Here is a 12,341-nt window from a genome sequence, read left to right on the forward strand (position 1 = left end):
TCAGGCTTCCTCGCTTCTCAAGACTTTGATGAAGAACCGCCCCATCAGGATGCTGGCCAGCAGCATCGTCAGGCCGACGGAAGCCGCCCCGCCGATGTCCTGAAAGCGGAACGCCACCTGCATCAGGTAATAGCCGATCGTCTTCGTCGCATCGGCCGGTCCGCCTTCGGTCGTGATGACGATCGTATCGACGTAGCGCAGAATGTCCATCGAGCGGACGAGCAGCGCCACCACGATCATCCGCCGGACCATCGGCAGCAGGATATAGCGGATCTTCTGCCAGGAATTCGCGCCGTCCACATCGGCGGCTTCCAGCGGTTCTTCCGGCACGGTCTGGAGTCCGGCCAGCACGATGATCGTAATGAGCGGCGTCCATTCCCAGACGTCCATCAGAATGACGGCGAACATCGCGTAGGACGGGTCGCCCAGCACCTGGATGTCCAGGCCGAACGTGTTCAGCACCCAATGGTACAGCCCGTAGGTCGGATCGAGCAGAAACCGCCACAAGAGACCGGTGACGATCGGCGCCACGAAGAGCGGCAGCATGAACAGGGTCGAGAACAGGTTGCGGAACCGCGGGATATGGTACAGCAGCAGCGCGATCGCGCAGCCGAGCACGAGCTGGGCGAGCAGGCCGCCGCCGGCATAGACGAGCGTCCGGCCCCACGACTGCCAGAACGCCGGGTCCGTAAGCGTGTCCGCCCAATTGCCGAATCCGGCGAAGCGGGGGCGGTCCATATCCAGCGAATAGTCCATGAAGCTCGCATAGACCATGAAGAAGAACGGGAAAATGCTGATCGCCGCCAGCACGACAATCGATGGCAGCAGCATCCAGAATTCCGTGCGATTCCGCTTTGGTTTTCGCATGAGCGGCCGGCTTGCAGCCTGTTGCATGGTAAGCCTCCTTGCCGATTCATTCCGGCCGACGGGAAAGAAGGCATGAAAGCGGGCATGCCGCACCATCGGCAAACCCGCTTTGTCCTTGTCCGTCAGTTGCCGGTTAGCCTGTCGCTTTGTTTTGCGATTTCTTTCATCGTGTCCGCCGGCGATTGACGGCCGGCCAGCATCTTCGAAAGCTCGGTGTAGATGATCGTGTCGATCTGCGGCCACATCGGAATTTTCGGGCGCATGTAAACATTGCCTTCCTTCCACGCTTCCTGCGCGGCGATCAGCGAGGAGGCGAGCGGCCATTCCTTGGCTTCCTGCGATTCCGGATCGTTCATCGCCTTCTGGATGTACGGCAATTGATAGACGGAGTAGCGCGTGGGCGTGAAGCCGGCGTCGAGAATCATATATTGCGTCTGCGGCGCCGTCGCCCAGATCAGGAAGAGCCATGCCGCCTTGATCTCTTTGTCGCTCGCATATTTGTTGATGCCGATGCTCGTGCCGCCGTACATGTTGCCGCGGCCTTTCGGGCCTTTCGGCAGGATCGTCCAGCCGACCTTGCCCGCCACTTTCGACAATTCCGGATTTTCGAACATGCCTGCGAATTCGTGCCACTCCGGAATCATCGCGATTTCCCCGGCGGCGAACGCTTCGGCCAGACCGTTCCAGTCCCAGGTCGTGCTGCCCGGCGCCGCGATCTTGAGCAGCTCGTTGTAGAATTCGGCCGCTTCAATCGCTTCCGGCGATGTGAGCAGCGATTTGCCGGGATTCTCCGTGCCGATGTCGCCGAGATTTTCCGCTTCGAAATAATCTCCGCCGTAGGCGGCCAGCACGTTGCTGAAGTCGTTCATGAGCGAGTCGTGCTGTTTCGCCTGGTGACCGGTGCCGTATTTGACTTCCGAAATGACGCCCGCCTTGGCTTTCTCGTTGATCCAGAGCGCGACTTCGTAGTATTGGTCCCACGTCATGTCAGGCCCAGGCGTCCAGTCGTAGCCCTTCTCCTGCATGAACAGATCCTTGTACTTCTCGAAGACGTCCTTGCGGTAGGCGAGCACCATCGTCGGGTTGTCATAGGGCAGAGCGTACAGATGCTCCTTGTCGCCCATGTAGCCGCCGACCAGCAGCTGCGACTGGATGAAGTCCTCGAGTCCTCCCGGAATGGACGGCAGCGTCGGATCGTTGTTCAGCGTGTTCAGGTCGACGAAATGTTTGGCTTGCTTCGACAGAATCTGGTACGGATCGGCATAGATGATTTGGTAGTTGCTGTTGCGGGCGTTGAAATCCAGGCCCGCCTTCTCCACCACGATGTCCAGGTTGACCTGCTCGATGTTGACCTTGATGCCGGTCGCCTGCTCGAACACTTCGATATTGGCGGCAAGCCCGGAGGAAGGCGGCGTGTTCTCGGTGATGACGTTGAGCGTGACGCCTTCAAATTGTTTCCAATCGAATCCTTCCGGAGCTTCGATCTTCGGCAAGCCTTCCACCCAGCCGCCGAACGGATCGGAGCTGTCGGCCGCGCCGGACGGCTGGCCGCCCGCATTGCCCGCATTGCCCGATTGACCGGAGTCTCCGGAATTGTTACCGTTTACATTTGTCGCGTTTTGAGAGCTGCCGGAATTCGATCCGGATCCCGGCTTGTTCCCGCCGGACGAACAAGCGCTCAGCACGAGAACGCTTGCAATGGCCAGCACGATCAGCTTGGTCACCCATGATCTGTTCAACTGTATCCCCCCGAATGCGCGTTCCGCCGGCTGATGATGCCTGCGTTTGTGAAGGAACCCCGGCCGGGAACCTCTCCGCGTTCATTATAGTTCAGCCGGATGAGGGGATTCTATCTAAACTTCCTGGCATCGTGGCATGGCGAATTTGTGACAAAAATGAAGAAGCCGCCGGATGGTACCTGCAGCCCCGTTCCATTCGGCACTCCCCTTCACCATTGCAGATCTCACGATAATACAAGGATACCATTTGTTGGATAGATTGTTCAATGATTTCGGGAACATTTGTTCTTGTCATTGTGCTCGCAAACGGAACAAATGTTTGTCTCGCGGATCGGGTTGATTTACAATAGTTTCCCCTGAAAAATTCAGTTTTCTAAAAACTGATCATTCATATGACACGACATGTAGTGTAAGTTTTTTTTGATAGAACCAACATATTGATGTAGAAGTCATATTGAGTTTACAAAATTATATTTTTTCAGGGGGCACTACAATAGCGAAGGAAAGGGAGCGGAAAGGAGCGGTCGTCCTTGTCCGTGGACAGAAAAATCAATTGCTTTCAGTGCCGCCACTATTTCGTCACCTGGGATCCCGATTTCCCCCGCGGCTGCAGAGCCTATGAGTTCAAAACCCATATGATGCCGAGCGCCGTGGTCTATTCGTCTTCCGGGCAGCCGTGCCTGAAGTTCGAGCCGAAGGCGAACCGGAAGCCCCCGAAATGAAAGGAGAATCCTGATGAATCGAACGGCATCCGCCCCGTCGTCCGGCCGTCTGGTCTATGCCCTGAGCTTCGTGCTGTTCTTCTCGGTCATGAACGCCACCATGTTCAACGTTGCCCTGCCTTCCATCGCCGGCGAGTTCCGGCTCCCGTCGTCGGCCGTAAGCTGGGTCGCAACCATCTATTCCGTCCTGTACGCGCTGGGCTCGCTCCTGTTCGGCAAACTGGCCGACCGGCTGCCGCTCAAGCGGCTCATCACGGTCGGCCTGCTTGCGTTCGCCTCGGGTTCCGCCATCGGCGTGTTTGCCGACAGCTATGCGATGCTGCTCACCGCGCGCGTTATTCAGGCGGCGGGCGCTTCCTGTGTCCCGGCGCTGGTCATGCTCATCCCGATCCGCTTCTACCCGCCGGAGCGCCGCGGCCGCGTCATGGGCACGATCGCGTCGACGCTCGCCTTCTCGGCGGGGATCGGACCGATCGTCGGCGGATTCATCGCCGGCCAGTTCCATTGGTCGGGCATGTTCCTCGTCTCGCTGCTGGCGCCCGTGGCGTTGCCGTTCATCCGCCGCGCCCTGCCCGATGAGCCGGTGAGGGACGGCGGGCAGGTCGACTGGTACGGCGCTGGTCTGCTCGGCGCCGCGGTCACGCTGCTCATGCTGTCCGTCACGCAGTGGAACGGCTGGTATCTGCTCGGATCGGCCGCGCTCGCCGCGCTGTTCGTCATCCGTTCGCGGAAGGCGCCGCATCCTTTCGTCCAGCTTTCGCTTTTCCGCAACGCGGATTACACCTGCGGGCTGATCGTCAGTTTCTCCGCCTTGTTCGCGGTCTTCGGCCTGTTCCTGATGACGCCGATGATGCTCGGCAACCCGGATGGCCACGGACTGGACGCGCAGGCCATCGGCTTCGTCCTGTTCCCGGGCGCGATGTCGGCGGCGCTGCTCGGCCGGTTCGGCGGCGGCCTCGTCGACCGGCGCGGCACCCGGTTCGCGCTCTTCGTCGCGCTCGGCTTCATCGGCGCCGGCATGCTGGCGCTCTCGCTGCTGTCCGCCGCGGACGCCTGGGTCATCGCGCTCCTCCTGCCGCTGATCAACGCGCCGTTCACGTTCGTGCAGACGGCGATGGCGAAGTCGGTGTCGTCCACGCTCCCGCGGGAACAGTCCGGCGTCGGCATGGGCATGTACAACCTGGTCAACTTCCTGTCGGGCGCAATCAGCGGCGCCATCGTCAGCAAGCTGATCGAGTTCGATCTGAGCGGCCTGAACGCCTTTGCGCTGGTCCAACCGTCGACTTACGGCGCGGTCTACCTGCTGCTCGCGCTGTTGATCGCGATGACCGGCCTGCTGGCGTATGTCCGGCTGGAGCGCCGGCCGAAGCCGGCGGTGCAGCCGGAACGGCCCGCCGCCAGGCTCTGACGCCGGTTGGCGAACCGCCGCTTACTTGTGCTCCGCATATCTCCACCAGGCGACGGTTCCAGCAAAACCGGCGATCGCGGTGAGCGCGAGAATCATGACGCTGACGAAGCCGATGTCCGCGCCTTTGGCCAGAAGGACCGGGATGGTCCACGGAAAATACGGCCCGAATCCGAACTGGACTACGGCGTTGGACACGATGATGATGACGAAGATCACCCCGATCGGGGCCAGATACCCTTTCGTGAGATTGGCGATCAAGGCGCTCGTCGAGCTGACGGCCATAATGAACAGCGCTGCCGTCATGTAGGTCCCGAAGACCCGGAGGAAGGTGTCGGCCGACCCGCCGTGCGCGCCATTGACCGCACCGGCGGCCGTAATCATCGCGAACGTAAACAGGGCGATCAGGATATTCCACATCGCGGTCACGATGAACTTCGACAGCACGCTGTACGATTCGGGAATCGGCTTGACGAGCAGATCCTTGATCGTTCGGTCCGTGTACTCCCGTCCGAACACCCATGCCGATGTGAAAGAGAAGCCCACCACCAGCAGGGAAGCGATGGAGTCCAGGACATTCGAATAATCGGTTCCCCAATCCAATCCCGGCTGCTTGAGGAGCCCGATCAGCAGGGGCAGCGCCGCAAACACCGCGGCCACGACCCAGAACACGACCGATCGCCTGACTTTGAGCGTCTCGTTGCGAATGAAAGCATGCAGCATTATGCATCCGTCCTCCCTGCCGTACGAATGGTCCGCAGAAAATAGCTTTCCAGATTTTCCGTGACGACGCTGAGATGCGTCGGCGGTTGTTTCGCGCGCACGAGCAGCTCCGCGATCTGTTCGGGACGATCCAGCGCGCGGTCTTCCGCAAGCTCCAGCCGGTCGTCTTCCGTGTCCGCACAGGCAAACCCGTGCTCCGCGAGAACGCGCTTCATGGCGGCCAAGTCGCGTCCGCCCACCACCAGCTTCTTCTGCAGCGAGCGTTCCAGCTCGTCCATCGTCAGATTCCGGACGAGCCGCCCTTTATGCATGATCACGACGCGGTCGACCAGCTTGGACAACTCCTCCAGGAGATGGCTGGAGAGGAAGATCGTAACGCCGTCGTTGCGGGACAGATCCAGCAGCAGTTCCCGGATTTCGACGACGCTGGCCGGGTCGAGCCCGTTGACCGGTTCGTCCAGAATCAACAGTTCGGGGTTGTGAATGATCGCTTTCGCCAGTCCGAGCCGCTGCCGGTTCCCGAGCGAAAGATTTTTGGCTTTCTTGTTCCGGTACGCGTCCAGGTCGAGCTTCCGGATGACCCGGTCGACGGCCTCCCGGTCGGCAATCCGATGCATTCTTCGCGCGATGTCCAGATTCTCCGCCACGGTGAGCTCCGGATAATAGGAGGATTCCTCCAGGTAGCCCACCTTCTCCCACAGCTTGTAGTTGCCGGAGTCGACCTTGCTTCCCAGCAGATGAATGCTGCCGTCGGTAGGCTTGAGCAGCGACAGGAGCATCCGGATCGTCGTCGTCTTGCCGGCTCCGTTCAAGCCGAGAAAGCCGATGATTTCTCCCTTTTTCAATTCAAGCGACAAGTCGCGCACGGCGTAGTAATCGCCGAATTTTTTGCTCACCCGGTCCATTCGGATGGCGATGGCGCCGGCTTTTCCGTCTCTCATTTCTCGAACCACCCTTGCTGCAGACTTTTTTCAAAATGGAATCAGCTTGTACTTTAACCGACGCATCTCAACCGAATCTCAACCCGCGGTCTGGAAGCTCGTTGATCTTCGGTTGATGTGGGGATCGTATAGTAAGGGCAGATCAAACCGAAGTGGGGGAGATGCGGTGATCGATCTGTTGGTGGTCGAAGACGATGCCAATACCCGGAAGGCTGCTCTGCGCCGTGCTTGAGCGGGGAGGCTACAGGACTCATGTGGCCGCGAACGGACTGGAGGCGCTGGACCTGATGGAGAAGCGCCGCTTCGATCTGATTGTGCTGGACCTGATGATGCCGGGAATGGACGGGTACCGGTTATGCGAGGAATTGCGCGGCGCGGGGGACACCATTCCGATCCTGATGCTCACGGCGGCCCAGGATATCGAGGACAAGCGCAACGGTTTCCTGGCCGGCACGGACGATTATTTGACGAAGCCGTTCGACGAACAGGAGCTGCTGCTCCGGATCAAGGCGTTGCTGCGCAGGGCGCGGATCGCCAGCGAGCGCAAAATTGTCGTCGGCGGCACGACGCTGGATTACAACGCGCTGACGGTAACGAGGGGAGATCTGGAGATCACGCTGCCGCAGAAGGAATTTTTCCTCTTGTTCAAGCTGCTCAGTTATCCGAACAAAATATTTACCCGGCTGCAGCTGCTGGAGGAAATTTGGGGACCGGACACGACGGATGATCACACCTTGAACGTTCACATCAACCGGCTGCGCGACAAATTCAGGAACAATCCCGATTTCGAGATCGTGACGGTGCGCGGTCTGGGATACAAAGCGGTGAAGCGGAGTTGAAATCGATCCGGAGGTTCGGGGCGAAAAAAATATCGCTGGCCTTCTCCCTGGTCGCCCTCGTCTTTCTCGTAATGGTGCTGTCCGTCGCTTCGGCCGCCCTGCTCGCCTTCCTGCTGAAGCGGGCCGGGCTGATCGATCTGAACCAGCCGGATTCGTATCGCGGCATTTACGTCCTGCTGTACATCAGCGTCTTCATGGGCGTTGTCATCGCCGCGCTGTTGAGCAGGCGGTCCGTGAAGCCGATCCGCGACATGATGGAAGCGACCGACCGGGTGGCCAAAGGCGATTTTTCCGCCCAGGCGACGGTGAAGGGAAGCGTCGTGTTTGAACTGGACAAGCTGGCCGCCAGCTTCAACAAGATGGTGCGGGAGCTGCAAGGGATCGAGACGCTGCGCAGCGATTTCGTGCGCAACTTCTCCCACGAGTTCAAGACGCCGATCGTCTCCATCAGCGGCTTCGCAAAATTGTTGAAGCAGGGCAATCTCAGCGAAGCGGACCGGCAGGACTACCTGGATCGCATCATTCAGGAATCCGAGCGGTTGGTGGAGCTGTCAACCAGCATTCTGAACTTGTCGAAGGTGGAGAACACCGAAATTTTGCGCGAGAAGACGGTCTTTCGTCTGGACGAGCAGATCCGGCTGGCGATGCTGATGCTGGAGCCGAAGTGGAGCGCCAAAGCGCTGAAGCTCGATATTGCGCTGGTCAAAGTCGATATCGTCGGCAACAAAAACCTGCTTCAACAGGTATGGCTCAACCTGCTCGACAACGCGATCAAGTTTACCGATGAGGGCGGAACGCTGCGAATCGCCCTTTGGAGAGATGGCCGGGAAGCCGTCTTCCGGCTTGAAGACAGCGGCTGCGGCATGAGCGAAGAAACGATGCGGCGCATGTTCGACAAGTTTTACCAGGGCGACCCGTCCCGCTCGAAGACGGGGAACGGATTGGGACTTGCCATCGTCAAGCGGATCGTCGACCTGAGCGAAGGGACGATCGAGGCGGACAGCCGGCTCGGACAAGGTTCGGTGTTCACGGTCAGGCTGCCGCTGGGCACGGGCTGACGAACAAACGGCACGGGGGTGTTCCCCGTGCCGTTTCATTCTCCGCCCGCCTCAAGCTCCCGCTTCCGTGTACCGCGTCCAGCGCGGCGCGCCGGGAGCCGGGCAGGCGCGGTCTTTCAGCTTCGCGACGATCGGAACGATGCAGCCGCAGACCGCGCATGTATGGCCGCCAATCAGCTTCGGACAGGACCGGCAGAGGTCCAGCCGCATCTCATAGACGTCGTCCGGCACGCACAGCCCGCTTGATTCCGCGAACATCGGCGCGGTGAGCATCGCCCGGATGCGTTCTTCCGACACGTGCGCGTCAGACCTGCAGCCTCTGCACGGGCGTTCCGCCGTCATCCGCCGCTCACCCCGCCGTCAGCTCAAGCACCGTCACGGACATCGGCGGCAGCGATGCGTTCAGGCGCCCGCCCTCGAGTTTGAAGTCGCGGAACGGGGCCGGTTTCACCCGCTCGGGCTCGTCGAACGTGTTGTGCCCGTCGATGCGGTCCGACGTCAGCGTCGTGCCGGTTGCGCTCACGCCGCCGTTCAGGCCGCGCAGCTCGATGTCCACGCTTGCTCCGGTCTCGAAGTCCAGATTGCACAGACTGATGTGGATCTTGCCGTCCGCCGCGCGGGAAGCGGAGACCGATACCTTCGGCAGCTCGCCTTCCGGACCCGTGCGCTCCACAGACTCCCATGTATCGAGCAGTTCCGCATCCTGATGCACCTTGAACATGTTGAACACATGGTAGGTCGGCGTCAGCAGCATCCGCTCGCCCTCCGTCAGGATGACGGATTGCAGCACGTTGACGAGCTGGGCGATGTTCGCCATCCGGACGCGGTCGCAATGGCGGTGGAAAATGTGCAGCGTCGCGCCCGCGACAAGCGCGTCGCGGATCGAGTTCTGCTGATACAGGAAGCCCGGATTCGTGCCCGGTTCGACGTCATACCACGTGCCCCATTCGTCCACGATCAGATCGATCCGCTTGTCCGGATCGTAGACGTCCATGATGGCCGAATGCTTCGTGACGAGCTCGTCCATGAACAGCGCCTTCTTCAGCGTGACCCACCATTCGTCCGTCGTGAAGCCGGTCGCGGGTCCTTTCTTCTCCCAGGGGCCCGGAACGGTGTAATAGTGCAGCGACAGCCCGTGCATGAACGGCGCGGCCTGCTTCATCAGCACTTCCGTCCAATGGTAGTCGGCCGTGTTCGCGCCGCACGCAATCTTGTGCAGCTTGTTGTCGCCGTAGTTGCGCAGATACGTCTGGAACTGGCGGTACAGATCGGCGTAATATTCCGCGCGCATGTTGCCGCCGCAGCCCCAGTTCTCGTTGCCGACGCCCCAGTACTTGATGCGCCACGGCTTCTCCCGTCCGTTCTCCCTGCGCCAGTTCGCCATCGGCGATTCGCCGTCGAACGTAATGTACTCGACCCATTCGGACATCTCCTGCACGGTGCCGCTGCCCACGTTGCCGCTGATGTACGGTTCGCAGCCGAGCAGCTCGCACAGCATCATGAACTCATGGGTGCCGAAATGGTTGTTCTCGATGACGCCGCCCCAGTGCGTGTTCACCATCCGCTTCCGCTTCTCCCGCGGGCCGACGCCGTCTTTCCAATGGTATTCGTCCGCGAAGCAGCCGCCCGGCCAGCGGAGGACCGGAATTTTCATCTGCTTCAGCGCCTCGAGCACGTCGTTTCGGATCCCGTTCGTATTCGGAATCGGCGAATCTTCTCCGACCCACAGCCCTTCGTAGATGCATCGCCCGAGATGTTCCGAGAAATGGCCGTAAATGTTGCGGTTGATCGTGCCCTTCACCCTGTCGGCGTTTACGACTACCCGGCTTGCCACGTTCATCGCTCCTTCATTTTGCTGAAAGATTATCTTCCGCGGGCCGTGCAACTCTCATATTCGAATCCCCGCGACTCTTGTCTTCACTAATCATTGTAAAGGTTTGATCGCCTTGGTGAAATGATCTATCATAATCAATAACTGATCTTTCGTCTTCAAGGCGGTGGCGCGATGTTCCAGATGAACCGGTGCGGCTACAACGTCGTCCATCCGGAAGGCATCGTCATCGACCGGCCGCACGGCTCGGGCGATTATCTGTTCCTGTTCTTCCGCAGCCGCATGTGCGTCGAAGCGCGGGGAGAGCGCTTCCTGACGGACAAGAACACCTGCATCATTTACCGCAAAGGAAGCCGGCAATACTACCATGACATCGAACAGCCGATGGTGCACGACTGGTTCCATTTTGACGGCGAGGATGTCGAGACGTTCTGCCGGAAACTGAATCTGCCGCTGGACACGCCGATGAAGGTGCATGAACCGGTATATGTGTCGCGGAAAGTGAGCGAAATCCAGGAAGCGCTGGTCCAGAACGGGCTGTACCGGGACGAGATCATCGACGCGACCGTCCGCTGCCTCCTCATGAAGCTCAGCGACATCCGCAACCGGATCGAGCCGAACAAGCCGGTCAGCAAATATTACGATCTGCTCGTGTCGCTGCGCAACGACATATACAGCAACCCGTCCGTCGCCTGGACGATCGGCGATCTGGCGGCCCGCGTCAACATGAGCCGGTCCTATTTCCAGAAGCTGTACAAAGAACTGTTCGGCATCTCCGTCATGAACGACATCATCCACAACCGGCTCGAATACGCGATGTACCGGCTGAAAAACACGTCCGACAGCATCCGCGACATCGCCGCACAGTGCGGATACGAGAACGACGTCCACTTCATGCGGCAGTTCAAGAAGTACATCGGCCTCACGCCCGGCGAATTCCGCTCCGGAAGGGCAAAAACAACCGTCCGGGCGTAACGCGGCGGTGCTCACGAATCTGAGCCCGCGGAACGGCAACAGCCGGTCCGTCCGTTTCTCCGGAACAGACCGGCTGCGATTGCCGGTTTCCGCCGGCTCAAGCTTCAGCGCCCGCCGTCCGCACGACGCGCCGGAACGCCTCCTTCGGCCGGTGCTGCGCGTCGAACAGCAGCGGCCAGTTGCGCCGCCCGCGCACCGGGAAATAGCTGAGCCACGTATAATCGTCCGCCGCGCCCCAGAACGTGACGCTGCGGATGACGTCCCGGTATTCGCGGTAAAGCGAGAACAGCTGCTCGTACAGCTCCGCCTGCCGCTCCACCATTTCCGCCGTCGGCTCGAGCAGATCGGTTCGCCGGTCATCCCAGGCGTAGACGGACATGTCCAGTTCCGTCACATGAATGACCAGGCCGAGCTCGGCGTACTTCTCGATCGCCTCGCGCACCTCGGCGATGGACGGCGACGCCAGATTGTAGTGCCCCTGCATGCCGATGCCGTGGATCGGCGCGCCCTGCTCTTTGAGCCATTTCACGAGGCGGATGATCTTGTCGCGCTTCGCGGGATTGCATTCGTTGTAGTCGTTGTAGAACAGCAGCGCGTCGGGATCGGCCTCGTGCGCGTACTCGAACGCGCGGACGATGAATTCCGGCCCGACCATGTCGTGCCATTTCGACGCCCGCAGCCACTGTTCGCCTTCGTCGGCGACCGCTTCGTTCACGACATCCCAACAGTAGGTCCGCCCTTTGTACCGGCCCGCCACCGCATGGATGTGGTCGCGCATGCGCCGGAGCAGCGTCTCCTTGCCGGCGGGACCGCCGCCGGGCGCTTCGAAGAACCAGTCCGGCGTCTGGTTGTGCCAGACGAGCGTGTGTCCGCGCAGCTTCTTGCCGTGCTTCGCGGCGAAATCGGCAATCTTGTCCGCCTGCTCGAAGGTGAAAACGCCTTCAGACGGCTGCGTATTAATGGGCTTCATCTCGTTCTCCGCCGTGATGCTGTTGTACTGCGCCCTGAGCAGTTCCGCCGCGCTGTCCACCGTCCGGACGTTCACCGCCGCGCCGATGTCGAAGTCGTCCTTGAAAACTTCCCACAGTTTGAGTTCGGCCATGCCCGGTTCACCTCGCTGATTGTGGTTTGATAGGATTTCACAGCCGCATCCGCAACCCGGACTGCCGGGCGTCGCATGCGGCCGGGTTCCCCATGCGCTCAACCTTCATGCGGTACACTGCCGCGGCATACCGTTGTTC

At 60.3% G+C, this 12,341-nt stretch carries 10 protein-coding genes and 1 pseudogene; 4 read left to right on the forward strand and 7 right to left on the reverse strand.

Features of this window, described 5'->3' with window-relative positions; translation table 11 throughout:
* Together THECO_RS13425 and THECO_RS13430 are read right to left on the reverse strand one after the other, a co-directional pair.
* Window positions 1-894 (reverse strand): carbohydrate ABC transporter permease, encoded by an 894-nt coding sequence (locus tag THECO_RS13425; RefSeq protein WP_015255593.1) that lies wholly within the window; start codon window positions 892-894, stop codon window positions 1-3.
* A gap of 95 nt (window positions 895-989) precedes the next feature.
* Window positions 990-2,606: an extracellular solute-binding protein gene (locus tag THECO_RS13430; RefSeq protein WP_015255594.1), complete on the reverse strand. Its 1,617-nt coding sequence runs from the start codon at window positions 2,604-2,606 to the stop codon at window positions 990-992.
* Window positions 2,607-3,341: 735 nt separating this feature from the next.
* On the opposite strand from THECO_RS13430, the gene THECO_RS13440 reads away from it, so the two are divergent.
* Window positions 3,342-4,736 (forward strand): MFS transporter, encoded by a 1,395-nt coding sequence (locus THECO_RS13440; RefSeq protein WP_015255596.1) that lies wholly within the window; start codon window positions 3,342-3,344, stop codon window positions 4,734-4,736.
* Window positions 4,737-4,757: 21 nt separating this feature from the next.
* On the opposite strand, the gene THECO_RS13445 is transcribed toward THECO_RS13440, so the two are convergent.
* The gene (locus THECO_RS13445; protein ID WP_015255597.1) at window positions 4,758-5,456 is read right to left on the reverse strand and encodes an ABC transporter permease; all 699 of its coding nucleotides are present in this window, start codon (window positions 5,454-5,456) and stop codon (window positions 4,758-4,760) included.
* Entirely contained in the window at window positions 5,456-6,397 is a 942-nt protein-coding gene (locus tag THECO_RS13450) for an ABC transporter ATP-binding protein (RefSeq protein ID WP_015255598.1), read from the reverse strand. Before THECO_RS13450 ends, THECO_RS13445 begins: the two co-directional genes overlap by 1 nt.
* A 166-nt stretch (window positions 6,398-6,563) precedes the next feature.
* Here THECO_RS13450 and THECO_RS13455 point away from each other — a divergent pair.
* Window positions 6,564-7,236: pseudogene (locus tag THECO_RS13455) on the forward strand (response regulator transcription factor).
* Window positions 7,233-8,294: a HAMP domain-containing sensor histidine kinase gene (locus tag THECO_RS13460; RefSeq protein WP_015255600.1), complete on the forward strand. Its 1,062-nt coding sequence runs from the start codon at window positions 7,233-7,235 to the stop codon at window positions 8,292-8,294. Before THECO_RS13455 ends, THECO_RS13460 begins: the two are co-directional and overlap by 4 nt.
* Before the next feature lie 51 nt (window positions 8,295-8,345).
* Here THECO_RS13460 and THECO_RS13465 read toward each other — a convergent pair whose 3' ends face one another.
* Window positions 8,346-8,636: a DUF6171 family protein gene (locus THECO_RS13465; protein WP_015255601.1), complete on the reverse strand. Its 291-nt coding sequence runs from the start codon at window positions 8,634-8,636 to the stop codon at window positions 8,346-8,348.
* Between the two features lie 7 nt (window positions 8,637-8,643).
* Window positions 8,644-10,128 carry an alpha-N-arabinofuranosidase gene (locus THECO_RS13470; RefSeq protein ID WP_015255602.1) on the reverse strand — a complete coding sequence of 495 codons (1,485 nt, stop codon included), beginning with the start codon at window positions 10,126-10,128 and terminating at the stop codon, window positions 8,644-8,646.
* 171 nt (window positions 10,129-10,299) lie between these two features.
* On the opposite strand from THECO_RS13470, the gene THECO_RS13475 reads away from it, so the two are divergent.
* Window positions 10,300-11,100: a helix-turn-helix domain-containing protein gene (locus THECO_RS13475; RefSeq protein WP_015255603.1), complete on the forward strand. Its 801-nt coding sequence runs from the start codon at window positions 10,300-10,302 to the stop codon at window positions 11,098-11,100.
* Between the two features lie 97 nt (window positions 11,101-11,197).
* On the opposite strand, the gene THECO_RS13480 is transcribed toward THECO_RS13475, so the two are convergent.
* Entirely contained in the window at window positions 11,198-12,202 is a 1,005-nt protein-coding gene (locus tag THECO_RS13480; RefSeq protein ID WP_015255604.1) for an endo-1,4-beta-xylanase, read from the reverse strand.
* Between the last annotated feature and the right edge of the window lie 139 nt (window positions 12,203-12,341).

The organism is Thermobacillus composti KWC4 (assembly GCF_000227705.2).
GTDB classification, from domain to species: domain Bacteria; phylum Bacillota; class Bacilli; order Paenibacillales; family Paenibacillaceae; genus Thermobacillus; species Thermobacillus xylanilyticus.